Origin of the sequence: Asanoa sp. NPDC049573, from assembly GCF_040676615.1 — a bacterium.
Taxonomy (GTDB): domain Bacteria; phylum Actinomycetota; class Actinomycetes; order Mycobacteriales; family Micromonosporaceae; genus Asanoa.
In genome coordinates this window covers 189436-215983 of the sequence record NZ_JBFAPI010000006.1, presented here as the reverse complement: position 1 = coordinate 215983, position 26548 = coordinate 189436, and the positions used below count along the sequence as shown (strand labels likewise).

The 26548-nt window shown below is 73.7% G+C and carries 22 protein-coding genes and 1 pseudogene; 10 read left to right on the top strand and 13 right to left on the bottom strand.

Annotated elements, in window-relative coordinates; translation table 11 throughout:
• Nucleotides 1-8 precede the first annotated feature (8 nt).
• Nucleotides 9-1139, bottom strand: a complete 1131-nt coding sequence (locus AB0J74_RS16440) for an FAD-dependent monooxygenase (RefSeq protein ID WP_363448589.1) — start codon at nucleotides 1137-1139, stop codon at nucleotides 9-11.
• Between the two features lie 50 nt (nucleotides 1140-1189).
• Between AB0J74_RS16440 and AB0J74_RS16435 the strand changes: the two genes are divergently transcribed.
• A complete protein-coding gene (locus tag AB0J74_RS16435; protein WP_363448588.1) occupies nucleotides 1190-1831 on the top strand; it encodes a TetR/AcrR family transcriptional regulator in 642 nt (213 codons plus the stop codon).
• Here the strand turns inward: AB0J74_RS16435 and AB0J74_RS16430 are convergent.
• The 4 genes from AB0J74_RS16430 to AB0J74_RS16415 all read right to left on the bottom strand — a co-directional run bounded on the left by AB0J74_RS16430 (nucleotide 1747) and on the right by AB0J74_RS16415 (nucleotide 7296).
• Nucleotides 1747-2592 (bottom strand): SAM-dependent methyltransferase, encoded by an 846-nt coding sequence (locus tag AB0J74_RS16430; RefSeq protein WP_363448587.1) that lies wholly within the window; start codon nucleotides 2590-2592, stop codon nucleotides 1747-1749. The genes AB0J74_RS16435 and AB0J74_RS16430 overlap by 85 nt on opposite strands.
• A 16-nt stretch (nucleotides 2593-2608) precedes the next feature.
• Nucleotides 2609-5191 carry a LuxR C-terminal-related transcriptional regulator gene (locus AB0J74_RS16425; protein WP_363448586.1) on the bottom strand — a complete coding sequence of 861 codons (2583 nt, stop codon included), beginning with the start codon at nucleotides 5189-5191 and terminating at the stop codon, nucleotides 2609-2611.
• Between the two features lie 91 nt (nucleotides 5192-5282).
• Nucleotides 5283-6176 carry a dienelactone hydrolase family protein gene (locus AB0J74_RS16420; protein ID WP_363448585.1) on the bottom strand — a complete coding sequence of 298 codons (894 nt, stop codon included), beginning with the start codon at nucleotides 6174-6176 and terminating at the stop codon, nucleotides 5283-5285.
• Between the two features lie 58 nt (nucleotides 6177-6234).
• On the bottom strand, nucleotides 6235-7296 hold the full coding sequence (locus tag AB0J74_RS16415; protein ID WP_363448584.1) for a PQQ-dependent sugar dehydrogenase: 1062 nt from the start codon (nucleotides 7294-7296) through the stop codon (nucleotides 6235-6237).
• A gap of 41 nt (nucleotides 7297-7337) precedes the next feature.
• On the opposite strand from AB0J74_RS16415, the gene AB0J74_RS16410 reads away from it, so the two are divergent.
• The 3 genes from AB0J74_RS16410 to AB0J74_RS16400 all read left to right on the top strand — a co-directional run bounded on the left by AB0J74_RS16410 (nucleotide 7338) and on the right by AB0J74_RS16400 (nucleotide 8428).
• On the top strand, nucleotides 7338-7556 hold the full coding sequence (locus AB0J74_RS16410) for a hypothetical protein (RefSeq protein WP_363448583.1): 219 nt from the start codon (nucleotides 7338-7340) through the stop codon (nucleotides 7554-7556).
• Between the two features lie 116 nt (nucleotides 7557-7672).
• Nucleotides 7673-7846 carry a DUF4236 domain-containing protein gene (locus tag AB0J74_RS16405; protein WP_089248056.1) on the top strand — a complete coding sequence of 58 codons (174 nt, stop codon included), beginning with the start codon at nucleotides 7673-7675 and terminating at the stop codon, nucleotides 7844-7846.
• An 81-nt stretch (nucleotides 7847-7927) separates the two neighbouring features.
• A complete protein-coding gene (locus AB0J74_RS16400; RefSeq protein WP_363448582.1) occupies nucleotides 7928-8428 on the top strand; it encodes a potassium channel family protein in 501 nt (166 codons plus the stop codon).
• On the opposite strand, the gene AB0J74_RS16395 is transcribed toward AB0J74_RS16400, so the two are convergent.
• Nucleotides 8425-9321: a hypothetical protein gene (locus AB0J74_RS16395; RefSeq protein ID WP_363448581.1), complete on the bottom strand. Its 897-nt coding sequence runs from the start codon at nucleotides 9319-9321 to the stop codon at nucleotides 8425-8427. The genes AB0J74_RS16400 and AB0J74_RS16395 overlap by 4 nt on opposite strands.
• A 24-nt stretch (nucleotides 9322-9345) precedes the next feature.
• A complete protein-coding gene (locus tag AB0J74_RS16390; protein WP_363448580.1) occupies nucleotides 9346-9864 on the bottom strand; it encodes a VOC family protein in 519 nt (172 codons plus the stop codon).
• 48 nt (nucleotides 9865-9912) lie between these two features.
• Between AB0J74_RS16390 and AB0J74_RS16385 the strand changes: the two genes are divergently transcribed.
• Both AB0J74_RS16385 and AB0J74_RS16380 read left to right on the top strand, forming a co-directional pair.
• Nucleotides 9913-10377: a MarR family transcriptional regulator gene (locus AB0J74_RS16385; RefSeq protein WP_363448923.1), complete on the top strand. Its 465-nt coding sequence runs from the start codon at nucleotides 9913-9915 to the stop codon at nucleotides 10375-10377.
• Between the two features lie 132 nt (nucleotides 10378-10509).
• On the top strand, nucleotides 10510-12606 hold the full coding sequence (locus tag AB0J74_RS16380) for a tetratricopeptide repeat protein (protein WP_363448579.1): 2097 nt from the start codon (nucleotides 10510-10512) through the stop codon (nucleotides 12604-12606).
• A 221-nt stretch (nucleotides 12607-12827) separates the two neighbouring features.
• Here the strand turns inward: AB0J74_RS16380 and AB0J74_RS16375 are convergent.
• A pseudogene (locus AB0J74_RS16375) lies at nucleotides 12828-14135 on the bottom strand (ATP-binding protein); the annotation flags it as partial.
• A gap of 44 nt (nucleotides 14136-14179) precedes the next feature.
• Entirely contained in the window at nucleotides 14180-14836 is a 657-nt protein-coding gene (locus AB0J74_RS16370; protein WP_363448578.1) for a response regulator transcription factor, read from the bottom strand.
• Nucleotides 14837-14932: 96 nt separating this feature from the next.
• Between AB0J74_RS16370 and AB0J74_RS16365 the strand changes: the two genes are divergently transcribed.
• Both AB0J74_RS16365 and AB0J74_RS16360 read left to right on the top strand, forming a co-directional pair.
• A complete protein-coding gene (locus AB0J74_RS16365; RefSeq protein WP_363448577.1) occupies nucleotides 14933-16033 on the top strand; it encodes a hypothetical protein in 1101 nt (366 codons plus the stop codon).
• Between the two features lie 77 nt (nucleotides 16034-16110).
• Entirely contained in the window at nucleotides 16111-16968 is an 858-nt protein-coding gene (locus AB0J74_RS16360) for an NAD(+)/NADH kinase (RefSeq protein ID WP_363448921.1), read from the top strand.
• Nucleotides 16969-16989: 21 nt separating this feature from the next.
• Here the strand turns inward: AB0J74_RS16360 and AB0J74_RS16355 are convergent, their stop codons facing one another.
• Nucleotides 16990-18357: a cellulase family glycosylhydrolase gene (locus AB0J74_RS16355; protein WP_363448576.1), complete on the bottom strand. Its 1368-nt coding sequence runs from the start codon at nucleotides 18355-18357 to the stop codon at nucleotides 16990-16992.
• 110 nt (nucleotides 18358-18467) lie between these two features.
• Nucleotides 18468-19118, bottom strand: a complete 651-nt coding sequence (locus tag AB0J74_RS16350) for a 4'-phosphopantetheinyl transferase superfamily protein (RefSeq protein ID WP_363448575.1) — start codon at nucleotides 19116-19118, stop codon at nucleotides 18468-18470.
• An 88-nt stretch (nucleotides 19119-19206) separates the two neighbouring features.
• Here AB0J74_RS16350 and AB0J74_RS16345 point away from each other — a divergent pair, with 88 nt between their 5' ends.
• On the top strand, nucleotides 19207-20169 hold the full coding sequence (locus AB0J74_RS16345; RefSeq protein ID WP_363448574.1) for a TIGR03557 family F420-dependent LLM class oxidoreductase: 963 nt from the start codon (nucleotides 19207-19209) through the stop codon (nucleotides 20167-20169).
• Between the two features lie 39 nt (nucleotides 20170-20208).
• Nucleotides 20209-21207: an LLM class flavin-dependent oxidoreductase gene (locus AB0J74_RS16340; protein ID WP_363448573.1), complete on the top strand. Its 999-nt coding sequence runs from the start codon at nucleotides 20209-20211 to the stop codon at nucleotides 21205-21207.
• On the opposite strand, the gene AB0J74_RS16335 is transcribed toward AB0J74_RS16340, so the two are convergent.
• Entirely contained in the window at nucleotides 21195-23405 is a 2211-nt protein-coding gene (locus AB0J74_RS16335) for a cellulose binding domain-containing protein (protein WP_363448572.1), read from the bottom strand. The two genes, AB0J74_RS16340 and AB0J74_RS16335, sit on opposite strands and share 13 nt — an antisense overlap.
• Nucleotides 23402-26425: a glycoside hydrolase family 9 protein gene (locus AB0J74_RS16330; protein WP_363448571.1), complete on the bottom strand. Its 3024-nt coding sequence runs from the start codon at nucleotides 26423-26425 to the stop codon at nucleotides 23402-23404. The genes AB0J74_RS16335 and AB0J74_RS16330 overlap by 4 nt, the downstream gene beginning before the upstream one ends.
• Nucleotides 26426-26548 lie beyond the last annotated feature (123 nt).

Below are 26548 nucleotides of genomic sequence, written 5' to 3'. Positions count from 1 at the left end.
CGACAAGCCTACGGCAGCTCGGGCGGGGTCCAGCCGGCGTAACGGACCATCTGGCGGAGGCCGGCCCGGGGCGGGGTGAGCCGGATCACCGTGTTGCGCAGCGCCACCGCGACCGGGTTGCGCAACTGCTGGCCGAACCGGCCCATCTGGAAGGCGGCCCTGGCCACCGCCTGTGACCGCGGGCGGCGCCGGGCGTCGTAGGCGGCCAGCGCCGGGCCGAGATCGCCGGCCGGGTCGCAGACCGACGCCAGCACGACCGCGTCCTCCAGCGCCTGGTTGGCGCCCTGCCCGAGGTTGGGCGTCATCGCGTGCGCGGCGTCGCCGAGCAGCGCGACCCCGCCTTCCACGTAGGACGGCAGCGGGGTGGCCAGCCAGTAGATGTCGTCGCGCAGCACCGTGTCGCTGGCCGCCATCAGGGCCGGGACCGGGTCGTGCCAGTGGCCGAACCGCTCCTGCACGGCCGCCAGCTCGTCGTCGTGCCACGCGCCGGGCGGCGAGGTGACCGCGCCGAACCAGTAGGCCCGGCCGTCACCCAGCGGCACCATGCCGAACTCGGCGCCCTCACCCCAGGTGATGCCGACCAGCGGCGCGCCCGTCCAGGCCTCGGTGGTGACCCCGCGCCACGCGGTCGATCCGGCGTAGACCGGCCCCGGAACGCCGGGGAACAGCAGCCCCCGAACCGCGCTGTTGATGCCGTCGGCGGCCACCACCAGGTCGACCTCGCGACCGTCGACCCGCGGACGCGGGCCAGCGACGACCTCGCTGACCTCGGCATCGAGCACCAGCGTGCCGGGCGGGAGCGCGTCGGCGAGCACCCGGTGCAGGGTGGCCCGGTGGATGCCGAGCGCGCTCGTGCCCAGCGCCCGGGTCATCGCGGCACCGTCGACTCTGGTCAGCCACGTGCCGTCGGGGGTGCGCAGCCCGCCCGCGGCCTCGACCTGGCCCTGCGCCCGGACCGCGTCGCCGACGCCGAGCGCGTCGAGTGCCCGCAGACCGTTGGCCAGCAGCGTGAGCCCGGCGCCGACGGCCTCGATCCGGGGTGCCCGCTCCAGCACCGTCACGTGCCAGCCGCGCCGGCGGAGCCCGATCGCCGCGCTCAGCCCGCCGATTCCCGCACCCACCACGACCGCCGTCGCCATGACCCACCTTCTACATCTGTAGAATCTTCTACAGCCGTAGAATACACCTCGTGACCCGGTTGACCGACCTCGCCGACGCCGCGATCTCCGTGGTGGCCGGGCAGGGGATGCGCGGCCTCACCCACCGGGCGGTCGACGCGCGGGCGGCGCTGCCGGCCGGAACGACCTCGGCCTACTTCCGCACCCGCAAGGCCTTGATCGAGGCGCTCGTCCGCCGCCTCGCCGAGCTCGACAACGCCGATGTCGCCGCGGGTGCGTTGCCACCGGCGGGCACCCCCGACCCGGCCGGGTTCGCGGAGGCGGTCGCGGCTGTCCTCGACGGCTGGCTGACCACGGGCCGCGAACGCACCCTGGCCCGCTACGCCTGCCTGCTGGAGGCGACCCACCACCCGGAGCTGCGGACCATCCTGGAGTACGGCCGGACGTCGCGCGAGCAGGCCCGCGCGCTGATGGCCGCGGCCGGCGTGGCCGACCCCGCCCAGGCCGGCGACCACTTCGTGGCCTGTGTCGACGGTCTGCTCTTCGACCGGCTGGCCGGCGCGGGCGCGCTGACCGCCCCGCGGCCCGGCACGCCGGAGAACCGCGCCGACCTGGCCACCGCGGTGCGTCAGCTGCTGGCCGGGTTCACCTCGGCCAGCGCCACCCGCTCGATCTCGCGCAACGCCAGGCGCCGCCCGGCCAGCTCGGGATAGCGGGCCGGATAGTCGGCGCCGCCGAGGTCGTCGCGGAGCACCAGCCCGTGGCCGGCGAGCACGACCGCGAGCCGCCCGGGGTCGAAGCTGCTCAGCCAGCCGTAGCGGCGGGCACCGCGAGCCCGCTGCTCGATCACCCGCCGTGGCAGGTAGGTGAAGACCAGCCGGCTGCCCGGCGCCAGCGAGCCGACCCAGTCGAGCACGGCCGACACCGACGCCGCCGGCAGGTATTGCGCGACGGCCTCGAACAGCACCAGCGCCGGCGCGGCGGGGTCGAAGCCGGCCGCACCAAGCGCGTTGCCGGGTGGGCCGGCGTTGAGGTCGACCGGCAGGTAGCGCACGTTGGCCGGCGGGGTGCCGACCGCCCGGGACAGGGCCGCGCGCTTGCGCGCCTGGGTCGACGGCAGGTCGACCTCCCAGACCGGCACGGTGGCGAACTCGGCGAGTCGGTAGGGCCGGGTGTCGAGGCCTGCCCCGATGATCGCCACCTGCGCGGCGCTGTCGGCGACCGCCGACCGGGACCAGTCGTCGACCACCCGGGTCCGGCAGACGGCGGTGCCCCGCATCCCCGGCATGGCCAGCTCCGCCAGCCGGCCGAGCGCGACGCGGGCCGGCCGATGCTTGGCGACCAGGCCCGGCCAACCACTGAGCAACCGTCCCGAGATCGGGTCGTCGAGCAGCCGCTGCCGGGTGGGCACGTCGACCTCCAGCGCCCGCATCAGCGCCACGCCGACCGCTGTCGTCTCCACCCGCACCGACACCACGCAACGATGCCTATCACAGTGTGCGGGCCAGCTCGGTCCGCGAGCGGACACCGAGCCGGCTGAAGATGTTGCGCAGGTGGTGGTCGACGGTCCGGGTGGAGAGGAACAGCTGGGCCGCCACCTCCCGGTTGGTCGCGCCGCCGGCGACCAACTGGGCGATCCGCTGCTGCTGTGCGGTCAGCGTGAGACCAGCCGGCGTGGGCAGGTCGCAGGCCTCCCCCGCCGCCCGCAGCTCGGTGGTCGCCTGTGCGGCCCAGACCGGCATGTCGAGCAGCGCGAACCCCTCCGCGGCGCGGTGCAGGTGTGGCCGGGCGTCCCGGGGATGGCGGGCCCGGCGCAGCTCGCGGCCGAGCAACAGCTCGGTGCGGGCCCGCTCGAACTCGCCGCCGTCGGCCGGGTGCAGGAGCAACGCCTGCTCGAACTGTTCCAGCGCGTCCGCACTGCCGCGCGGTGCGAGCAGGGCGCGGCAGCGGGCCGCCAGCGCCCGCCGGGTCGGGTCGCCGGTCGCCGCGGCCCAGCGGTCGAACATGCCGGCCGCGGCCCGGGCGGCTCCCGGGTCGCCGGCCGCGGCCGCCGCCTCGACCAGGTAGGGCGCGGCGGTCATCTGGATCAGCACGGTGGCGTCGGCCATGGTGACCAGCCGGCGCAGCGCGTCGGCGGACCGGCCCGCGACCAGGTCGAGCACCGCGAGGGCCCACTGCACCAGGGCCCGTGGCCGGCTGGCGTGCGAGCCGGACCGCAGCTCGCGCATCCAGCGCATGCACTCCGGCGCGTCACCGCGCAGCGCACCGAGCAACGCGAGCAGGCCGACCAGGTTGCCGGCCGCCGCGTGCTGGCCGCAGGCCCGGGCCACCTCGAGGCCCTCCCGGGCGCTCGCCGCGGCGGCCTCGTAGGAGCCCAGCCAATAATCGACGAAGGTACGCAGTTCGAGCAGCCGCGGCAGCAGCGCGACCGCGCCGCTGGACCGGGCCAGCTCGGCCGCCCGTTCCAGCGTGCGGTGCGCGGCGGCGTCGTCGCCGAGCAGCAGCCCGGCGGTCGCCGCCGAGGTCAGCTCCTCGGGGTCGGACGTGGCCGCGTCGAGGACCGAGCGCAGCGCCGGCCGGGCCCGCTCGTGGTCGCCGCGGAGCACCGCCGCGAGCCCGGCGACCTGCGCCGAGCGCAGCGGGTCGAGATCGCCGCGGCGGCGCAGCACGGCGGCCCGGCGGAGCACGGCGGCATAGCGGCCGTGGTTGCCGTCGAGGCAGACCGCCTCGCCGGCCAGCACCAGCGCCCGCCAGGCGCGGTCGGGGAGGGTCGCGGTGAGCTCGTCGGCCGCGGCCAGCAACAGCTCGAACGCGGCGCAGGCGGTGCCGCCGCGCAGCGCGATCTCGCCGGCCAGCAGCGAGCCGGTGGCGCCCGAGCGGGCCAGCAGCCGGCGGGCCCGCACCGGGTCGCCGCCGAGCCAGGCGAACCGCGCCGCGGCCGCCCGGCGCGCGGAGGCCGGCCCGGCGTCAGGGGTCAGCTCCGCCGCCCGTTCCAGCGCGACCGAGCCCACCCGGCAGTCGACGACCGAGCCGACGGCGCGCTCGATCTCGGCGGCCAGCCGCGCGTCCGGCGGCGGGGTCGCGGCCGCCAGGTGCAGCAGCCGGCGCAGCCGGTGCGCGTCGCCGGTGAGCAGCCGGGCCAGCACCCGGTGGGCCCGCTGGCGCTCGGCCAGGGTGGCGTCGTCGCAGACCACCTCGCGGGCCGCCGGGTGGGTGAAACCGGCACCGCGCAGCAGGCCGCAGCGCTCGGCCGCGGCCAGCGCGCCGCCGCCCAGCCGGGCCAGCGCGGCCGGGTCCAGACCGTCGTCGAGGGCGAGCAGCAGCAGCGCCCGCCGGGTGGTCGGCGGCAAGGAGCGCAACCGGATCCGGTAGGCCCCGCGCAGAGCGCCGTCGGCCGGCAGCCCGGCCGGTGGCGGCTCGGCACCGCGGCGCTGGCCGGGCGTCAGCGATCGGGCCAGGTCGTGCAGCGCCGCCGGGTTGCCCCCGGCCAGGCCGACCAGCACCTCCGCGAGCTGCCCGCCGACGCCGTGGTCGGCGAGCACGTCGGTGGCCGTGGTCGGGTCGAGCGGGGCCAGCCGCAGCGTGGTGCCGTCGACCGGCGGGCCGCTGGTGCCGGCGAAGACCACCGCGATCCGGTGCTCGCCGGCCCGCCGGGCGAGGAACGCGAGCACCTCCAGCGACGGCGGGTCGACCCGCTCGGCGTCGTCGACCAGGCACAACACCGGCCGCTCCCGGCTGCGCGCGACCAGCGCGTCGAGGACCCGGGTGCACAGCCGCAGCCGCTGGTCGGCGGTGCGCGGGCGGCGGGCCGGCGGCGCGACGGGCAGCCGCTGCAGCGCCGCGTAGGGCAGGTCGCCCTCGCCCGGCAGCCCGAGCACCCGCATCCGGGTGAAGCCCGGCGCCTGCCGCACCGCGTGGGCGAGCAGCGCGCTGCGGCCGGAACCCGGGTCGCCCTCGATCAGCAGGACGCCGCCATGCCCGTGCGCCGCCCGCCGCAGCAGATGGCCGATAGCCGCCTGCTCCCGGGCGCGACCGCGCAGCACAGGAATCTGCACTGCCGGTGCAACAAGCATGTATCCAGTGTCACCTATCCGAAAGCTCCCCGCAACAAAGACGCCCGTCGATCGACGGGCGCCTCTGCCTGTATCTGGTGAACGCGGTGGGCTAGCTGCTCGGGCAGGTGTTGCGGTATTCGTCGATCGCGCTGCCGCTCGGGCCCGGGCAGAGGAACTGCTCGTAACGGGTGTCGTTGTCGACGAACCGCTTGAGCCAGGCCACCATCTGCCGGCCGGTCGGCGTGTTGACGGTCTGCGGGAAGAAGTGGCTGGCGTTGTTGAGCTCCAGGTAGGCCTTCTCCGCCGACGCCGGGATGCTGTTGTAGAACGGGATCGAGTGCGACGCCACCGGCGCGACCGTGTCGCTCTCGCCGCCGATGATCAGCGTCGGCACCTGCACCTCGGACCACGTCTTGTCGGTATTCCACGGCGCAAGCGGGATCGCGGCCTGCAGCGACGGCCGGTCGGAGGCCGCTTCGAGGGTGCCGCCGCCGCCCATCGAGTGTCCGGCGACGGCGAGCCGGGTACCGTCCACCCGGGACCGCACCGAACTGCTGTTGACCAGGTAGTCCAGCGCGGCTAGGAGCTGCTGGCCACGGCTGGCGGGCTGGTCGAACCGGCTGTTGGTCTCGATGCCGATGACCACGAAACCGTGCGACGCGAGTCGTGGGCCGAGCCAACTGATGCTCGACCACGCGGCGGTGTAGCCCGGCGAGATCGCGATGCCGCCGAACGTACCCTCGCTGGTGCTGGTCGGGTAATAGATGATCCCGCCGCCGAAGCCGGTGACCAGCGACGAGACGGAGACCTGGGACGTCGCGAACGGGCCGCGCGACGCGTCCAGGATCGAGGTGGTCGGAGCGGGGCCGCGCTCGTAGGGGTTGTCGGCGGCGAGGGCGTTCGGCACGCCCACGACGCCGACGGCGAGGCTGGCGACCGCCGCGGCGGCGGCGAGACGGATGGCTGTCTTCACGTGGGGGGCTCCTGGTCCGTCGGGGGACATCGACGCAGACCAGTGTTTGGCGCGGCCGGTCAGCCGCGCATCGGCGAAATCACCGGTGTCAGGTGGTGAGGCGCAGGATCCGGTCGTCACCCGGCGCGGGGTCGCCCCGGCCGTCGTGGTTGGAGGTGAGCACCCACATCGAGCCGTCGGGCGCCGTCGCGACGTGCCGGAGCCGGCCGTGCTCGCCGCGCAGCAGCGCCTGTGCGCCGCTGCCGTCGGTGTTGATCGTGTAGAGCCGCTCGCCGCGCAGGCAGGCCATCCACACCTTGCCGTCGCGGCCGACCGCGATGCCGCTCGGCGAGGCGTCGGCCGTTCTCCAGGTGGCGACCGGGTTGGTGAAGGCCGGGTTGGTCGAGGTGCCCTCGGCCTGCGGCCAGCCGTAGTTGTGGCCCGGCTCGATCCGGTTGAGCTCGTCGTAGGTGTTCTGGCCGAACTCCGAGGCGAACATCGCGCCGCTCGCGTCCCAGGCCAGCCCCTGCACGTTGCGGTGGCCGTAGCTGTAGACCGGGGTGGCGCCGAACGGGTTGCCGGGCGCCGGCGCACCGTCCGGCGTGAGCCTCAGGATCTTGCCGCCGAGGCTGGCGCGGTCCTGCGCCGCGTCGCGCTGCCCCGCGTCGCCGGTGCCGACGTAGAGCATCCCGTCGGGACCGAACGCGATCCGGCCGCCGTCGTGGTTGCCGGCCTTGGGAATGCCGGTGAAGATCGTCGACCGGGCGTCGGGCTGGTCGGGCCGGAACCGCGCGATCCGGTTGTCGTCGGCCGCCGTGTAGTAGACGTAGACCCAGTCGCCGGCCGGTGCGACGGCGATGCCGAGCAGGCCGCCCTCCCCCGACGGGCGCGCCTCGTCGACCACCGTCACCTGGCGCGCGGTGTTGCCCTGGACCGACAGGATCCGCTTGCTGTCGCGCTCGGTCACCAGGGCCGAGCCGTCGGGCCGGAACGCCAGCCCCCAGGGCGCCCGCAGGTCGGTCACCACGTCGCTCACACTGGCCCGCGCGTCGGGCGCCGACGGGACGGAGGGGTCGCTGAACCAGCCTCGCCAGGCCGCGGCGCCGCCGAACAGGGCGGCGACGAGGATGGCGACCGTCACGACGACCAGCGCGATCCGAGCGCGGCTCACCGTTCGAGAATAGCGCCGCGCGTACGGGGCACTCAGGAACCATGCTCTCCATCCGCTCCGAGGACTCCGTACTCAGCATCGGCTCGAAGGGTTCGATCCTCTCGATCGGTTCGATCGGGTCGATCGGCAGCATCGGTTCCGTCGGCTCGGCGTTCTCGGCCTTCTCGGTCGGCTCGTTCGCCAGCGCCTTCACCCTGCTGTCGGCCGCCTCCGCCTGCTCGATCATGTCGTGGGCGGCCTGGCGCCGAATCATGCGCTAGCAGGACCGTCCACTGCGGCCCGAGCCGGTTTCGCGAACGGCCGTTCTGGGCACATCCTTGCCCGACCCCGGCGCGCACCGGACGCCGCGGGCCGAGACGAAGGGTGTTTGATCATCATGGGTCTGATGTTCCGTAAGCGGAAGAAGATCGGCCCGATCATCCTGAACTTCACGGAGAACGGCTTCAGCTCCTGGAGCATCAAGATCGGTCGCTGGTCGTGGAACTCCCGGGCTCGCGCGCACCGCGTCGACCTGCCGGGGCCGCTGTCCTGGAAACAGGACAAGAGCTGACCCCTCCCCCCTCGCGGCGCCCTTCCCGGGAACACCGGAAGGGCGCCGCGAGTGCGTCCGGCCCTTAGTAGATTGTCCGATATGACCAAGGCGGCCTGGTTCCGTGTGCTGGGAGCGGTCGTCCTGCTGGTCGCGCTCTACTACGTGGTGCCGGTCAACGCGTCCACCCACGACTGGCGGCTAGCACTGCGGATCACCGCGGCCGTGGTGTTCGTCGGCGGCGCCGTCGCGCTGGTGATCTGGCAGATCCGCCGCCGCTTGAGGAGCGACGTGCTGCCGCTGGAAGGACTCGCCGTGGCCCTCGTCGCGGGCGCGATCGCGTTCGCGCTGGCCGACTACGTGCTCGCGGTCTCGGCCCACGACCAGTTCGTCGGGATGGACACCCGCACCGACGCCCTCTACTTCGCCCTGTCGACCCTGTTCACCGTCGGGTTCGGCGACATCCACGCGTCCGGCCAGGGTGCCCGGGTGCTGGTCATCTTCCAGATGGTCTTCAACATCGGGGTGCTCGCCACCGGAGCGTCGCTGCTGGTCAACCAGGCGACCGCCCGCGTGCGGAAAAGCCGGCGGGACAAGCCCTAGGCGGCGGTGATCACCACGTCGCCGCCGAGGCGGCCGGCCGGTGGGTCGCGGGTGACCTGGCCGGCGGACAGCAGGGTGGTGAGCACTCGGTTGGCGTCGGCCGCGCGGTAGACGGTGTCGGTCACGGTGAACCGGCGCAGGTCGGTCACCGTCGCCGGCCCGACCTCGGCCAGGTGGGCGAGGATCTCGCGGCGCAGCGGGCCGGGGTGGGGGCGCTCGGAGATGTCGAGCAGGTGCCCCTCCGGGTCGTGCGGGTCGCGGTAGCGGACGCCGGCGTATTCGTCGACCGCCCACATCGCGTCTTTGAACGTGTCGAGGCTCTTGCCGGCGGCGGTGGCGAACGCGACCAGCCGGGCGGTGCCGTCACGGGCGACGAGTTCGACGTCGGCGACGAGGGGGAAGCCGGCCGTGCCGAGCATCGTCCGGTGGTCAGCGGCACCGGCCGCGAGCACCAGCAGGAGTTCGCCGGGCTTGCCCTTGGCGACGGCGGCGAGGGTGCCGGCCGACGGTGGCGGGCCGGTCGCGGCGTCGAGGAACGCGAACAGCGGCGCGCCGGCCGCCGAGGCCGCGGAGAGCACGGCCGGCAGCGTGTCGACGCCGCCCTCGACGGCGTGGATGTCCAACCCGGACGGACGGTCGAGCTCCTGGTAGACCGCGTCGAGGGCGGCCCGGTCGGGCGCCGGCGAGACGACCGGCGCGGTCAGTCGTCGCCCCCGCAGCAGGTCGGTGAACTCGTCGAAGACGCGCAGGGCGGCCTCGGCCAGCCCGGCCGGTGGGCCGCTGTAGGCCTGCGCGAAGGTGGCCCGCTTGGAGCGGTGCAGCGCGGCGGGCCCCCAGGCGTCGAGTTGCCGCACCAGGATCTCGCGTACGACGTCGTCGACCGGCCCGCTCATGCCATCTTTCTAGCGGAAAAGCCGTTACGCGGGAACGGAGATGCCGACACCGCCTCGCGTCTGGCCTCCGTAGCGGGCCTTTTCCGCCGCCAGGTCGAGCCGGCCGATCCGGCGCCGGGCCTCGAGGGCGGCGTCGTCGAGCCGGTCGGCCGGGATCAGCCAGACGATCTCGAACTCGAGCCCGTCGGGGTCCTTGCCGTAGAGCGACTTGGTGCTGCCGTGGTCACTGGTGCCGACCAGCGCGCCCGCGGCGGCGAGCCGCTCGGCGGTGGCGGACAACTCGTCGAGCGTGTCGACCTCCCACGCGAGGTGGTAGAGGCCGGCGGTGGCCCGGCCGGCCGTCGACGGGCCGGCGCCGGGCACCTCGAAGAGGCCCAGGTCGTGGTCGTTGGTCGAGTCGGGCGCCTGCAGGAACGCGGCGCCGCTGAAGCCCTCGGGCGTCATCGCGACCTGCCGGAAGCCCAGCACGTCGTGGTAGAAGGCGACGCTGCGGGCGAGGTCGCTGACGAAGAGGACCGCGTGGTTCAGACGGTGGATGCCCATGCCCCAACAGTAGCGCTAATTGGTTGAGAGTTCAACTATGCGAGTATGATGCCGCTCATGACCCGATGGCTCGACGACGAGGAGCAGGCCACCTGGCGTGCGTTCCTCGGCGCCACCCGGGCGCTGATGGACACCCTCGACCGCGAGTTGCAGCACGAGGCCGGGATGCCACACGCCTACTACGAGATCCTGGTCCGCCTCTCCGAGGCACCCGACCACCAGATGCGGATGAGCGAGTTGGCCGACGCGTGCGGCTCGTCGCGCAGCCGCCTGTCCCACGCGGTCGCCCGGCTGGAGGAGTCCGGCTGGGTGCGCCGCCAGGACTGCCCGACCGACCGCCGCGGCCAGGTCGCGGTGCTCACCAACGAGGGCTACCGCCGGCTCGAGGAGGCGGCCCCCGGGCACGTCGAGGGCGTACGCCGGCATCTGTTCGATCCACTCAGCGCCGCGCAGGTCGGCGAGCTGAAGCGGATCAGCGACGCGATCCTGGGGGAGATCAAGGAAAGCCGATAGACATATCGGGCGTACGCCATCCGCACGAACGGACGACTTCGGAGCGCGGCGGCCCAGGTCACGTCGTGTCCGGTCAATATCTCCGCCAACTGGCTCTTGTACAGAACGTCGCCGGGCAAGCACGATGAGGCGATGTCCATCGGCCTCGGTGACCTCACCACGCGGGCACAGGACCGGATCCACGCCGGTGACCTGGCCGGCGCGGAAGAGCTGCTCGGCGCGGCGCTGGCCACGGCCGACCCCTCGCCGGCCACCGCCACCGACGAGCTCGCCCTGGCCGCCGCGCTGCAGGGCAAGGTGCTGCTCGCCCTGGGCGAGGCGCACGCGGCGCGGGGCTGGGCCTCCTACGCCTACTCGGCGACCACCCGGCTCTACGGTGCGCACGACCCGCGCACCACCGACACCGCCACCACGCTCGCCGCCGTGCTGCACCGGGTCGGCGCACACGAGCGGGCGGCCCGGCTCTACCACGACGTGATCCTCGAGCTGTCCGCGGCCGAGGGCCCCGAGTCGGCCCGGGTGCTGGCCGCACACGCCGACCTGGCCACCGTCGAATACGCCCGGGGTGACTGCGCCACCGCCCGCACCCGGCTGGAAGACGCCTGGGAGCTGCACCGCGAGGTCTACGGCGACGGCCACCCGGCCGGCATCCGGATGCTGGCCAAGCTCGGCGCGATGGAGCGCGACTGCGGCCGCACCGCCGACTCGCACGCCCACTTCGCGCTGGCCCAGGAGCTGGGCCGCACGCACCTGCCGGCCGACCACCCGCTGCTGGCCCAGGTCGCAGCGCTGTCCCGGGCGGCGGCCAACCCCGACCATGTCTGCGCGGTCGAAGACAGCGTGCGGCTGGCCAGCGACTCGGGCCCGCCGCCGCCGCGGGCCCCCAGCGCGCCGGCCGGTTATGCCCGCCCGTTCTCGCCGGTGCCCGAGCACGTCGCGCCCGTCGACCCCGAGCCGGTCGCGCCGCCGCCGGTCGCGCCGGTGCCGGTCGCCCCGCCGCCGGTCGCGCCGCGCCCGGTCACCCCGACGCTGCGCGACGGCTTCGACAGCGGCTCGGCGCTCGACGACGGCCCAGGAACACCGCGGCACGCCGCCGCCGACCACCCGCCCGACCTCTTCGCGCCCGGCGCCGACCTGCGCGACGCCTACGCCACCGAGGTCTACCCGCCCGAGGCCGAGCAGCCCGAGGAGGGCTGGTCACCGCCGGCGCAGCGGACGGCGCCCGAGCGCCCGCTGTGGCCGGCCGACGAGGCGCCGGCCTGGTCCGACCGGGAATCCCGCGACACCTGGCGTACGCCCGACCCGGAGCAGCAGGCCGCCTGGGCCACCGCCGCGACGGGCTGGGAGTCGGCCATCGCCGAGCCCGCACACACCGGCGACGCCGCCTGGGACCGGCCGGCCGAGCGCACCGCGCCGGAGTTTGAGCCGGAGCCGGGGCCGGCCGCCGCCGACGAGCGGTGGCGGCGCGGGTCCGATGCCACCTGGGACCGCACGACCAGCGAGTCGTGGGAAGGCGACGAGTGGGCCGACGAGGCGTGGTCCGGCCGGGCCGGCGACGACGAGCGCTGGGCCGCCCCCGGCACCGAGCCGTCCGACGAGGGCTGGGAACGCGACGCGTGGGGCACCGAGCCGCCCGCCGCCGCGCTCCCGGGCGGTGCCGAGGTGGCCCCGCCGCCGGCCGCCTACCCGCGAGAGATCGAGTCCGGTGCCGGGCCCGAGCGGCGGGTCGCGCCGCTGCCGGTCCCCTACACGCCGCCCCGGCGGAAGCGCCGGGTGGCCCCGCTGGTGATCGCCGGCCTGCTGGTCGTGGTGCTCGGCGCGGCCGCGGTGATCGCCGGCTTCATGCTGATCGACCCGGGCACACCGGTAGCCCGGCGCACCACGACGCCGACCGCAGGCCCGAGCCTCACGCCGCCGCCCACGTCGTCGGCCCCGCTGACTCCGCCGGCCGTCCGGCCCGGCACGCCGCCCGGCCGGGTCTCCCTCGACGACGGCACCGAACAGGTCACCCTCCGCTGGACCTATCCGGCCGGCGCCGGCGGCCCGGTGGTGGTCTCGGCCGGCCCGACCGGCCAGCGGCCGCGCCCGATCGAGGAGCTGCCCGCGGGCACCGACAACTACGTCGTCTACGGCCTCGGCACCACCGGCGACTACTGCTTCGTGGTCGGCGTGGTGTATTCCGGCGGCGTCGTCGGCAACGCCAAGCCGGTCTGCACCGACCGCGGCTGAACCGCCGCCGGGCCCTCGACCGCTGGCTCTGCGGCCGCGCCCGGGGCGGCCGGCTCGCGCGCGGGCTCGGGCTCGACCGGGGCGGCCGGCTCCCGCGGCGGCTCGGCCGGCTCGCGGGGCGGCTCGGGCTCGACCGGGGCGGCCGGCTCCCGCGGCGGCTCGGCCGGCTCGCGCGGCGGCTCGGGCTCGAGCGGTGGTGCCGGTTCGAGCATCGGCTCGGCCGCCGGGAGCCGGACGGCGACCCGCAGGCCCGGCTCCGCGTCGCCGAGCGCGACCGTGCCGCCGTGCCGCGCCACCAGTTCCCGCACGATCGACAGGCCCAGGCCGGCGCCACCGGCGTCGCGGGCCCGGGCGTCGTCGAGGCGGGTGAACCGGTCGAACACCCGGTCACGGTCGGCCTCGGGCACGCCCGGCCCGTCGTCGGTCACGGTGATCTCCACCCAGCCGCGGGACACGGCCGTCGCGGTCAACTCGACCCGGCTCTGTGCGTGCCGCACCGCGTTGTCGAGCAGGTTGGCCACCACCCGGTCGAGCGCCGACTCGTCGCCCACCGTCCAGAGGGCGGCCTCGCTCGGCCGGAGCACGACCGTGGCCGGGTAGCGGGAGGCAACCGCCGCGAGCAGCGCGCCGACGTCGACCGGCCCGGTCACCGGGTCGGGGCGCCCGGCCATGTCGTCGGCGCGGGCCAGCAGCAGCAGGTCGTCGACCAACCGGCCGAGCCGCCCGACGTCGGCCAGCAGGTCGTCGGTGTCGGGCGGGTCGCCGATCCGCTGTGCGACCTCGAGTTGGGTGCGCAGGTTGGCCAGCGGCGAGCGCAACTCGTGTGCCGCGTCGGCGATGAACGCCCGCTGCCGCGCCCGCGCGCCTTCCAGCCGGGTCAGCATGCCGTTGAGGGTGACCGCCAGCCGGTGGATCTCGTCGCGGGACTCGGGCAGCGGCAGCCGGCCGGCCCCGGCCGTGGCGTCGATCGCCTCGGCGCCGGCCCGCAGCGTCTCCACCGGGCGCAGGGTCGCGCCGATCACCCGCCAGGCGATCGCCGCGAGCAGGAGCACCAGCAACGGGTAGGCGATCAGCAGCGACTCCTTGAGCAGGTTGACGCTGCGGACCAGGTCGTTGAGCGACTTGGCGACCAGCACCGTGCGGGGCTGGTCGACGGTGCCGGCCGGGACCGCGACCACCTGCACCGGGCCGTTGACGCCGATCCGGTCGCCCGGGACGTAGACGGTGGACGACTTCGTGGCGCCGGCCGCCGGCCGCTCGTCGGGGTAGAGGAACGGCACCAGCCGGTCGGCCTCAAGCGACGCGGCGACCACCCGGCCCTGGCCGTCGATCACCTGGGCGCGTACGTCGTCGCCGGAGACCGGGAGCGGGTCGGGCAGCGAGTCGTTGGCGATCAGGTCGGCCATCCCGGACGCGATGGTGGCGGCGTCTTCCTCGGCGCCGCGGTGCAGCGTGCTTCCGAGCACCGAGACCAGCAGGATGCCGCCCACCAGCAGCCCGCCGACGAGGCCGGTGACGCCGACGACCATCAGCCGGGCCCGCAGGCTCAGCCGGCGCCAGAACCGGGCCGGGTTCACGAGGCCAGCCGGTAGCCGGCGCCGCGGACCGTCTCCAGCCGCTCGCGACCGATCTTGCGGCGCAGGTAGCCGACGTAGACCTCGACCGCGTTGGGCGCCGTGTCGAGGCTCGCGTCCCAGACGTGGTCGAGCAACTCGGTCTTGGAGACCACCTCGCCGGTGCGCCGCATCAGGTATTCGAGCAGCGCGAACTCGCGGGCGGTGAGCCCGATCGGGGCCCCGCCCCGGGTCACCGTGCGCTGCGCGGGGTCGAGGCACAGGTCGCCGGCCTCCAGCACCGCCGGGCGCGCCGGCGCGCCCCGGCGCAGCAGCGCGCGCAGCCGGGCGAGCAGCACGACGTACGAGAAAGGCTTGGTCAGGTAGTCGTCGGCACCGCAGTCGAGCCCGTCGGCCTGGTCGTATTCGCCGTCTTTGGCCGACAGCATCAGCACCGGGAGCCAGCGGTCCTCGGCCCGCAGGGCCCGGACCACCCGGTAGCCCGACAGGCCGGGCAGCATCACATCGAGGATCATGGCGTCGTATTCGCCGTGCCGGGCCAACTCGAGCCCGGTGGGGCCGTCGCCGGCGACGTCGACCGCGAAGCCCTCCGCCTGCAGCCCACGCTGCAACGCCGACGCGAGCCGCGCCTCGTCTTCGACCACCAGCAACCGCACCAGCAAAGCGTGCCATCCCGGGGCCACCGCTTCCCAGCACTCTCAGCCGGGTCACAGCGTCAACCCGGCATCATCTTCCGCAGGAGGTAACCACCCATGTCTGTTCTGACCAAACGTCCGGTGCTGCGCTGGCTGGTGCCCGCGGCCGCCGCGGTCGCGGTGATCGGTGGCGGCGCCGCGGTGGCCACCGTCGCCGGCGCGGCCGACCCGACGCTCCCCGACCGTTCGGCCGCCCAACTCCTGGTCGACCTGCAGACCGCGCGCCTCGACGGCATCTCCGGCACCGTCGTGCAGCGCGCCGACCTGGGGCTGCCGCCGATCCTCAACATGGCCGGCATGCTCGGCGACGACAACCTGGTGTCGCTGGTCAGCGGCCAGCACACCCTGCGGGTCTGGTACGCCGGGCCCGACAAGGCCCGGATCTCGCTGGTCGGCACCAACGCGCAGACCGACCTGATCCGCAACGGCACCGACGCCTGGGTCTGGAGCAGCAAGGCCAAGCAGGCCACCCACGCGACGGTGAAGGAAGGCAGCGGCGACCACGGGGCGCCGCCCGCCGGCTTCCCCGCCACCCCGCAGGAGGCGGCCGACCTGGCGCTCAAGGCGATCGACCCGAGCACCCAGGTCAGCGTCGGGCGCTCGACCAAGATCGCCGGGCGCGACGCCTACGAGCTCAACCTGACCCCTCGTGACCACGAGTCGCTGGTCGGGCAGATCTCCGTCGCGATCGACGCGACCGAGCACGTGCCGCTGCGGTTCCGGGTCTACCCGACCGCCTCCGACAAGCCGGCGTTCGAGGCCGCGTTCACGATGGTCAGCTTCGCCCGGCCCGACGACGCGCAGTTCGCCTTCAACCCGCCGGCCGGCACCAAGGTCACCGAGGGCAACCAGATGCTGAAGGATCTGGAGAAGTCACAGCCCGAGAGGGCGGGCAAGCCGCCGGTCAGCGCCGAGCCGACGATCATCGGGAAGGGCTGGACCACCGTCGTGATGGCCAAGCTCGACCAGGGCACCGACAAGGCGCCGGCCGAGATCAGTGGGCTGCTCGGCTCGCTGCCCGAGGTCAGTGGCGGGTGGGGCAGCGGTCACCTGTTCAGCAGCCGGCTCGTGACCGGGCTGCTGACCGACGACGGCCGCGTGTTCATCGGCGCGGTCAGCCCGGAGAAGCTCTACGAGATCGCGGCCAGCCACCGCTGACCCGATCCGGCCGAGCGCCCGGTCCCTCGCGGACCGGGCGCTCCGCCGTCCGCGCGCACTACAGTTGCCGTGTGGGAATGGTGCATACCGTCGGGATCGTCCTGCATCCGCAGCGCGACTCGGCCCCGGCGATGGAAACGATCCTCCAGTGGGCCGGCAGCCACGGCGCCTCGGTGCTGGGGCTGGCCGACGACATCGCCCGGATCGACTGCAACGCGATCCCGGTCGACCCCGAGACCCTGGCCGACAAGGCCAACATCCTGGTCAGTCTCGGCGGCGACGGCACCATGCTGCGCAGCATGCGGCTGGCCGCCTACACCAAGACTCCCGTGCTCGGGGTCAACATGGGCAAGCTGGGCTACCTCGCCGAGATCGACGTCGAAGACCTGCCCTGGGCGCTCTCCTCGATCGACGGCAGGAAATACACCCTCGAGGAGCGGCTAGCGGTCCACACCACGCTGCCGGACGGTCGGGACGTCACGGCTTTCAACGACATCGCGCTCGTACGGGTGCCCGGCGACGGCTCCGCCGCCATCGGCGTCGGCATCCTCGGCGTCCCGTTCGTCCGGTACGCCGCCGACGCGGTGATCGTGGCGACCCCGACCGGATCGACGGCGTACGCGTTCTCGGCCGGCGGTCCGATCGTCTCCCCCAACCTCGAGGGCGTGCTGGTCGTGCCGTCGTCGCCGCACTCGTCCTACAACCGGGCGCTGATGCTCTCCGTCGACGAGACGCTCAGCCTCGACGTGCTCGAACGCAGCGGCCGGCTGGCGGTCGAGGTCGACGGCGGCGTCGCCACCTACGTCGGCCCGGGCGACAAGCTGGAGATCAACGCGGTGCCCGGCGCGGCCCGGGTGATCCGCCTCGGGCACACCACGTTCTCCGAGCGCGCCCGCCGCAAGCTCCGGGTGACCGGCAGCGCCGAGGTCGACTGACGCCGACCCCGGCGCTGGGCTTCAACTGGCCGTGCAGGTCGGCGCCGGCGCCGTGTTGCTGCTCGTCGACGAACCGAGGAAGCCGAACGTCGCGCTGGCCCCGGCACCGAGGGTGCCGTTGTAGCTGACGTTGCGGGCCGTCACCGTGCTGCCCGAGGTGGTCAGCGTGGTGTTCCAGGACTGGGTGATCTGCTGGCCGTTGGCCCAGGTCCAGCCGACCGACCAGCCGCTGACCGGGGCGCTGCCGGCGGTGACGGTGACCTCGGCCTGGAAGCCGCCCGGCCATTGGCCGATCACCTTGTAGGCGGCGGTGCAGCCGCGGGCCGGCGGCTGGGTCGTGGGCTGCGCGGTCGGCGACTGGGTCGGCCCGACGGTCGGCGACCCGGTCGGGCCGCTGCCGAACACGGTCGCCTCGCGCGAGGTCGACCGGATGCCGTTGGCACCGTCGATGATCCGCTGTCCCCAACTCGTCGGCCTAGTTGGGTCGAAGCTCGTCACCATGTCGAGATACTCGACGCCGCCGCCGTTGCCGCTCCACGACCAGCCGAGATAGCCGATCCGGTTGGCCTGCGCGTACGACATGATGGTGTCCTCGTCGGGGTTGCCGTCCGAGTGGTTGAAGCCGAACTCGCCGACCACGATCGGCAGCCCGGCGGTGCGGAACCGGCCGAGATAGTCGGTGATCTCGGCGGCGGTGTCGAAGACGCCATACATGTGGATGCTGAAGACCGTGTTGCGGTCGGGGTCGGCGGCGAACACGGCGGCGGCGTTGTCGCGCATCTCGAAGCGCCAGTCCTGGCCCCAGTTGGGCGCGTCGACCATCAGCGTGTGGTCGAAGCCGGCGTCGCGCATCCGCTGGATCGCGGCGGTCGTCGCCTGCGTCCAGGTTGGACTGACGGCGTTGTTGCCGATCGGCTCGTTGCCGAGGTTGATGATGACGTAGCGCTCCTGGCCGGCCAGCGCCGCGCGCAGGCTGATCCAGTAGTCGACCGCCGCGGCCAGGGTGACCGCGCCGCTCTGTTCGCCGTACCCGGTGGTGTCGTGGTTCTCCAGCACGCAGATCAGCCGGTTCTGCCGGCACAGGCTGATCACATTGGACACGTCGCCGGCGCTGTTCGCCGGCCAGCGGCCGCCGCTGAGCACGACCCGCACGGTGTTGGCCCCGGTCGCCTTGATGTCGGCGAACGCCCGGGTCTGGCTCGGGTACCAGGTGTGCGCATGGCTGATGCCACGCATGACGAACTCGGTGCCGTTGGCGTCGTAGAGGCGGCCGTTGGCGACGGTGAACCCGGCGGCCGCGCGGGCCGGGGAGCCGATGGTGAGGATGAACAGGGCCGCGAGCGCGGCGGCGGACAGCGCCGTCACGGCGGCGAGGAGTCGGGGTCGCATGTGGAGCCTGCCTTCACAAGGGAGACGTGACAAGGGCTGGCAGCTTGCCCACAGCTGCCGCCCGGCTCCCTGGGGCGTCGACTCACAGTAGGGCCGCTGGCACGGAGCGGTCAATCGGTCGGCACGGCCACCGCGGCGAGCAGCAGGCCGGGCGCCGCGAGCCAGCGGCCGGCGAACTCGGTGCGCACCGTGTCGCCGATCGGCGCGCGCTGCACCAGCACCCGCGCGGTGAACGTGCCGTCCGGAGCCAGCCCCACCCGCGCCTCCTCGAAGCCCAGCCAGCGACCGGTCAGCGGGTACCAGGCCTTGTAGAGCGCCTCCTTGGCGCAGAAGAGCAGCCGGTCCCAGCACAGCCCGTCCGTCGGCAGCGCGGCCCGCTCCCCGCGGTCGGCGACCAGATCGAGCACGCCGGCCGGCAGCGGCTCGTCGGGCTCCGCGTCGATGCCGAGCCCGGCCAGGTCGGTCGCGCGGGCCACGGCCGCGGCGCGGTAGCCGGCGCAGTGCGTCATGCTGCCGCGCACGCCCGGCGGCCAGGCCGGCGCGCCGCCCGGGCCGGGCAGCAGCGGGCCGGCCGCGACACCCAACGACCGCAGCGCCTCCCGGGCGCACAGCCGCACGGTCGCGAACTCCTGCCGGCGGCTGGCCACCGCGGCCGCCACGATCTGCGCCTCCGCCGGGAACAGCGGTGCCGGGTCGCTGTCGTCGCGGCGGTCGACGGAGACGACGGCGGGCGGCAGGATCGCCGCGATCAGCGGGGGCACGCGGGCGAGGATATCGGCCCGGCCGACGGTTGGGGCCGCGAAAGCAGGGTATGCGGGCCGAAAGCGGACATTCTCGAGGAGGAGAAACATGGTCGCCGTGGGCTACTCCCTGCTGTGCGAGCAGTCGGGGCCGAAGGATCTGGTCGACTACGCGATCCGGGCCGAGGAGGTCGGGTTCGACCAGATCACCATCTCCGACCACTACTACCCGTGGCTCGACGCGCAGGGACATTCGCCGTACGCCTGGGCGGTGCTCGGCGCGGTGGCCCACGCGACCTCGCGGGCCGACCTGATGACCTACATCACCTGCCCGACCCGGCGATATCACCCGGCCGTGGTGGCGCAGAAGGCGGCGACCATGCAGATCCTGGCGGACGGGCGGTTCACGCTCGGCGTCGGCGCCGGTGAGAACCTCAACGAGCACGTCGTCGGGCCGTGGCCGCACGTGCGCGAGCGGCACGCGATGCTGTCCGAGGCACTGGAGATCATTCGGCCGCTGCTCGACGGCGAGACGCTCACCTACTCGGGCGAGTACTTCGAGGTGCCGGAGGCCTACGTCTGGGACCGTCCCGACACGCGCGTGCCGATCGCCGTCGCCCTCTCCGGGCCGGAGTCCGCCTCACTGGCCGGCGAATACGGCGACGGCGCGATCGCGACCGAGCCGCAGGCCCGCCTCATGAAGCTCTACGACGAGTCGGGCGGCGCCGGGCGGCCCCGCTACGGCCAGGTGCCGATGTGCTGGGGTCCCGACGAGGCGGCCTGCCGGAAGACGGCCCACGAGCAGTTCCCATGGTTCGGGCTGGGTTGGAAGGTGAACTCCAACCTGCCCAACCCGGCCGCGTTCGAGCAGGCGTCGCGGTTCGTGCGCGAGGAAGACGTCGCAGCCGGCATCACCTGCGGTCCCGATGTCGACGCCCACGTCGAAGCGGTCAAGAAGTTCGCCGACGCCGGTTTCACCCACGTCTCGCTGCTCCAGATCGGCGACGAGAGCCAGCCGGAGTTCATCGACTGGGCCGCGAGTGAGCTGATTCCGCGTTTGAAGCAGCTGTAGGGGGAAGCTAATCGGCGGCTCCGGCGTTGTAGCTGGTTTGTGATCGACGTTCCGCTTTCCGTGCTCGATGTCGCGCCCGTCGCCGCCAACGGCTCACCGGCCGAGGCGCTCGCCCATACCACCGCGCTCGCCCGGCGCACCGAGGAGCTCGGCTTCCGCCGCTTCTGGGTCGCCGAGCACCACAACATGCCGGCGATCGCCTCGTCGGCGCCGGCCGTCCTGCTGGCCCATCTCGCCGCCTCGACGTCGACCATCAAGGTCGGGTCCGGCGGCGTGATGCTGCCCAACCACGCCCCGCTGGTGGTCGCCGAGCAGTTCGGCACCCTCTCGGCCCTGCACCCGGGCCGGATCGACCTCGGCATCGGCCGGGCGCCCGGCACCGACCAGGCCACCGCGCTGGCCCTGCGCAGGACCGCCGAGGGACTCTCGGCTGAGCAGTTCCCCCAGGAGCTGGCCAGCCTGATCAACTACTTCACCGGTGACACACCGGGCCCGATCGTCGCGTCGCCCGGGGCCGGCGAGTCGCCCGACGTGTGGCTGCTCGGGTCCAGCGGCTACAGCGCCCAACTGGCCGGGCTGCTCGGGCTGCCGTTCGCCTTCGCACACCACTTCAGCGCGCAGAACACGCTGCCCGCGCTGGCTCTCTACCGCGACCGGTTCACGCCGTCGCGCTGGCTCGACGAGCCCTACGCGATGGTCGCGGTGTCGACCGTCTGCGCCGACACCGACGAGCGCGCGCAGTTCCTGACCGGCCCGGCCGGGCTCTCGTTCCTGCGGATGCGCCAGGGCAAACCACAGCCGCTGGCCACGCCCGAGGAGGCGGCCGCCTACCCGCTCAGCGACGTGGAGCGGGCGTTCATGGCCGACCGCCAGGTCGGGCAGGCGGTCGGCTCGCCGTCGACGGTGGCCGGACAGCTCGGCGCCCTGCTTGAGGCCACCCAGGCCAACGAGCTGATGCTCACCACGATGGTGTACGACGTGGAGGACCGGATCCGTTCCTTCGAGCTGGTGCGGACGCTGGTCGATCAGCGGGTGTAGACGTTGGGCCGCGGCGGCGCCGCCATCCCGTTTCCGATGAAGAAGCTGGGATGCGGTGGCTGGTTGTACGCGGTGTTCTGCCAGGCCAGCGCGACCCGATACTGCGGGTCGTGTGCCAGCGTGTGGATGCGGCGGTCGGTCGGCGTCGGTGTCGCGTAGATCCGTAGCGCCGTGCTCTCGCTGGTCCGCCAGATCACCTCCTCGCGCCAGTCGCCGAGGATGTCGCCGGCCAGGGCCGGGGTGGCCTTGGTGCCGTTGTTGGCGGCCACCCCGGAGCCGGTGAGCAGGCGGGTGTCGCCGCCGGTGCCGTACTTGTCGATCCGGGTCTGGTCGAGCAGCTCGCGCACCGGGTCGCCGTCCCACCAGATGACGAAGTTGGTCGACGACGGCTTGCGGCCGAGGTTGGCGCCGCTGGTCGAGCGCAGCCCGTCGACGGCGGCCGACCACGACTCGGCGCCCGGGCTGCCGGCGTAGACGTCGGCGGCCACGCCGCGGCCGTTGTCGCCGGCCGGGGCGGTCGACCAGAGCACCTGGCCGGTGCGCGCGTCGGCGAACCACGACGCGGGCTTGCTGCCGTCCTCGGAGACCTTGAAATACTCCAGGCCCGGTCGGGCCGGGTCGAGGTCGCCGAGGTGGGCCGCGTCGCCGTGGTTGTTACCGGTGTTCCACAGTGGAGCGCCGTTGTCGTCGACGGCCATCGCGCCGAAGACCACCTCGTCGCGCCCGTCGCGGTCGACGTCGCCGACGGTGAGGCCGTGGTTGCCCTGGCCGGCGTAGGCCGAGCCGGCGCTGTTGGAGTCGAACGTCCAGCGGCGGCGCAGGGTGCCGTCGCGGAAGTCGTAGGCGACGATGACGGTGCGCGTGTAGTAGCCGCGGGAGACGATCAGGCTCGGCCGGGTGCCGTCGAGGTAGGCGGTGCCGGCGAGGAACCGGTCGACCCGGTTGCCGTAGCTGTCACCCCAGCTCGACACGGTGCCTCTCGCCGGCACGTAGTCGATCGTGCTGCGCGCCGCTCCCGTGCGGCCGTCGAACATGGTGAGGAACTCCGGCCCGCTGAGCACGTAGCCGCCGCTGTTGCGGTAGTCGGCCGACGCGTTGCCGATCACCTGGCCGGTGCCGTCGCGGCTCCCGTCGGCCGTCTTCATGGCGATCTCGGCGGCACCGTCGCCGTCGTAGTCGTACACCTGGAACTGGGTGTAATGCGCGCCGGCACGGATGTTGCGGCCGAGGTCGATCCGCCAAAGCCGGGTGCCGTCGAGCCGGTAGGCGTCGACCAGGACCGGGCCGGTGTAGCCGGACTGCGAGTTGTCCTTGCTGTTGGACGGGTCCCACTTGAGCACGATCTCGTAGTCACCGTCGCCGTCGAGGTCGCCCACCGAGGCGTCGTTGGCGCTGTAGGTGAACGCCTCGCCGGTCGGGGTGGTGCCGCCGGGCGGGCGCTGCAACGGTACGTCGAGATAGCCGTTGGCGAAGCGCAGGGCGGCCGGGCCGGCCGGTTGTTCCACGCCACCGGTGACGGCACGGATGGTGTACGTGGCGTCGGCGGGCGCGCCGGCGTCGAGGTAGTTGGTGGAGGCAGTGATCGGGGTGCTGGTCAGCCTCGTGCCGCCGCGGTAGACGTGGAAGCCGGTGTCGGTGGCCTCGGTGCCGAGTAGCCGCCAGGAGACCAGGTTGCCGGTGCCGGAGTGGACGCTGATCGCGCCGCGGTCCAGGTCTTCGACCTGCTTCGCGCCGGCCGGCGGGGTCGTCGGCGGCGGCGTGGTCGGCGGTGGCGTGGTCGGCGGTGGGTCGCTCGGCGTGCTGGTGCCCGTGCAGGCCGTTCCGTTGAGGGTGAACGACTGCGGAGCCGGGTTGCTGGTCGTCCAGGCGCCGTTGAAGCCGAAGGTGGCGGTGCCGTTGGTCGGCAGGGCCGCGTTGTAGCCGGCGTCGCGCGCCGTGACCGCGGCGCCGGCCTGGGTCACCGTCGCGTTCCACGCCTGGGTCACGGTCTGGCCCGCGCCGTAGCTCCAGGTCAGCGTCCACCCGGTGATCGGGTCGCCGAGGTTGGTCACGGTCACGCTCGCGCCGAAGCCGCCCTGCCACTGGTCGCTCACCGCGTAGTCGACCCGGCACCCCGCCGCCGCGGCGGCGGTGCCCACCGCGGCGGCGAGGCTCGCGCCGAGGAGTGCGGTCGCCGTCACGACCGCGACCTTCCTCATGACGAGCACCGGCTTCCGTTGACGGTCACCAGGCCCGGCGCGGGGTTGGCGTAGGAGGACGACTGGGTGGCGTTGAAGCCGAACATGACGGTGGCACCGGGCTGGATGCGGGCGTTGGAGGACTCGTTGCGCGCGGTCAGCACCGCGCCGGTCTGGCTCGCCTGGGCCAGCCAGGCCTCGCGCAGCTTCTGGTCGCCGGTGAACGCGAACCGCGCGGTCCAGCCGTTGACCGGTGCCGTGCCGGTGTTGGTGATGTCGAGCTGGCCGGTGAAGCCCTTGCCGCCCTGCCAGGTGCCGTAGTCGGTGTAAACCACCTTGCAGCTGATCGCCGGTGCCGGCGCCGCGCCCTGGTCGGCGAGGAACGACGAGATCCAGGCCAGCGCCGAGTTCCAGTTGATGGCGACCTCGTTGGTGGCGTAGGAGTTGATGTCGTCGACGTAGCAGAACATCGGCCGGCACCCGTCGAGCAGTTGCTTGGCGAACGGGTCGTCGAGACCGGCGTTGGCGCCGCCGGCGATCGAGCCGGCCGGCGGGTGCGGCAGTGCCGGGTCGAGCTGGTGCGCGTAGATCCGGGTGTGCTGGTTCTCCGACGCGTGCTCACCCCAACCGGTCACATAGGACTGGTTGAGTGCGTTACGGCCGAAGATGTAGTCCATCGCCTCGATCGCGCCGGTCCGGTAGGCGGCCCGGCCGGACAGGTCGTAGGCGGTCGCCAGCACCACCGCGTTGTTGATGATGTTGCTGTTGCCGCCCCAGAAGTAGGAGCCGGGCGTGCCGGGCATTGGCAGCCCGTAGGCCTGGCCGCCGGCCGTGCTCAGATAGGCGTCGGCGGCTTCCAGGACGGACTGGCGGACCCGGTTGCGGTCGGCGGCCGGCAGTCCATTGGGGACGGTTGCCAGGTCGAGGCGGCCGAGGGCGGCGGTGCTGCCCCAGGAGAAGCCGGTCGCGGCGAAGACGTCGCCGGTGTGGTGCGGCGAGGCGGTCAGGTCGGTGCGGTAGGTCGCCGCACCGGTGGTCAGGTAGAGCTCCGCCGCGGCCCAGTAGAACTCGTCGGTGACGTCGTTGTCGCTGTATGCGCCGCCGCCGTTGCCGTCGGCGCCGCTGGCGTAGAGCGCCGGGTGGGCCTTGGCCGCGGCGTAGGCCGTCTTGGCGGCGGTGAGCGCCCGGGTGGCGAACGCCGGGTCGTAGGGTGCCCAGAGCCGGGCGCCCTGTGCCGCGGTGGCCGCGAGGTTGAGCGTGGCGGCCGTCGACGGCGGGTGCAACTCGCGCGGCTGCGGGTCGGCGGTCGGCGCCAGCGGCAGGCCCGTCCAGTTCTGGTCGTGCAGCTTGTGGTGCACCATGCCGGCCAGCGGCTGCCCGGCCGGTACCTGCATGCGCAGCATCCAGTCGAGCTCCCAGCGGGCCTCGTCGAGGATGTCGGGCACGGCGTTGCCGCGCTCGGGCACCCGCAGCGTGCTGTCGCCGAGGGCCGCGCCGAAGCCCGCGGTCGGTGCGGTCTTGGTGCGCTCGTAGGCGCTCAGCAACTGGGCCGTGGCGATGCCGCCGTTGACCACGTACTTGCCGTGGTCGCCGGCGTCGTACCAGCCGCCGCGGGCGTCCAGCCGGTAGTCGCAGACGCCGGCCTGGCAGGGCACGTCGGTGTCGCCCTGGTTGGGTGCGACGCCGAGGTGGCCGGCCGGGCGGGCGTACTCGGCGCCGACCAGGTCGCCGTCGATCGCGATGCCACTGCGCTGGATGTAGAAGAACTGCAGGGAGTCGGAGCGCAGCCGGTCGTAGACGCCCTTGGTGACGTCGAACGGGTGGCTGGTCTGGCCGTCGGCCACCAGCGTGAGGTCGCGCGCCTGTGCGGCGTACCCGGTGAAGTCGATGGTGTGGGTGTTCTGGCCGGAGGCCGCGTCGATGCCGCGCGGTGTGGTCGTGCCGCTCGCCACGACGGTGCCGGTGCTGCTCTTGAGCTGCCAGGGCAGCGCGGTGGTGGCGTCGGTGACCAGGGTCGCGCGCTTCGGGCCGTCGGGCAGGTAGCCGACCTGGTTGACCCGCACCCGCGGACCGGTGTCGGGCACGTAGGGCGGCTCGGCCTCGCCGCCGCGCAGCGAGACGTTGTCGAGACAGAAGCGGTAGCCGGCCGGGTTGGCGCCGACCTGGAACGCGACCTGCGCGATCGAGGTGTCGTCGGGCGCGGTGAAGGTGAACTCGTAGTGGTCGCCGGCCGCGGTCAGCGCCAGGTCACGGCTGAAATAGCCGGTGTAGGGGTCGGCGCCGAGTTGCACGGCGACCCGCACGGTCGAGGCCGGGTCGGCGGCGGCGTCGAAGCTCAGCGTGTACGCGGAGCCGGCGACTAGCGGCACGTCGTTCTGCCCGACACCGCCGTCCCAGGGGTTGGCCAGTCCGCCGGGAACCACCGAACAGAGCCGGCCGTCTTCCACCCCGGTGCTCGTGGTGCCGTAGGAGTACCAGCCGCCGGTGCCGTCGCCGAAGTCGCCGTTCTCGATCTGCTCCGGTGCCGGGTCGCCGTCGCTGTCGCTGGTCAGGCTGACGTCGTCGAGGCAGAACGTGTATGGATCGGGCTTGCCGCCCAGTTGCAGGGTGAACGTGCCGTCGGCGGCGGTCAGGCCGCTGGTGAAGGTGTGCGTCTGCGCCGTGCCGTTCGCGGTCACCGCCGTCGACAGCACTGTCGTGTATGGAGCCTCGTTGAGCTGGACGTTGGCCGTCACGCTGACGGGCGCGGTCGCGGTGAACCTGAGCGTGTAGGCGGCGCCGTCGACCAGCGGGATGCCGTTGTGGCCGAGCGCGACGTCCCAGGGGTTGGCGGTGCCACCGGGGACGTCGGCGCAGAGGCGGCCGTCGCGGACCGCGAGGGTGGTGTTGGCGGTCGACCACCAGGGCGCGGTGCCGGTCTCGAAGGTGCCGTTGGTGATGTGCTCCACGGGCGCGGCGGCCGCAGGGCTGCCCGCCGACCCGACCAGGCCGGCCGCGACCAGCGCGAGGACGGTTGCGGCGCCGAGGCGGCTACGTATCACGGGGTTCCCTCGCCGTCATAGATTGATGAACATCCTTGGAAGCGCTCCCATGTTGCCATCGCGTTTCGGCGACTGTCAATGTCGTCGGTGGGTCAGCTGTCGATCTCGGTGCTGGCTCAGGTG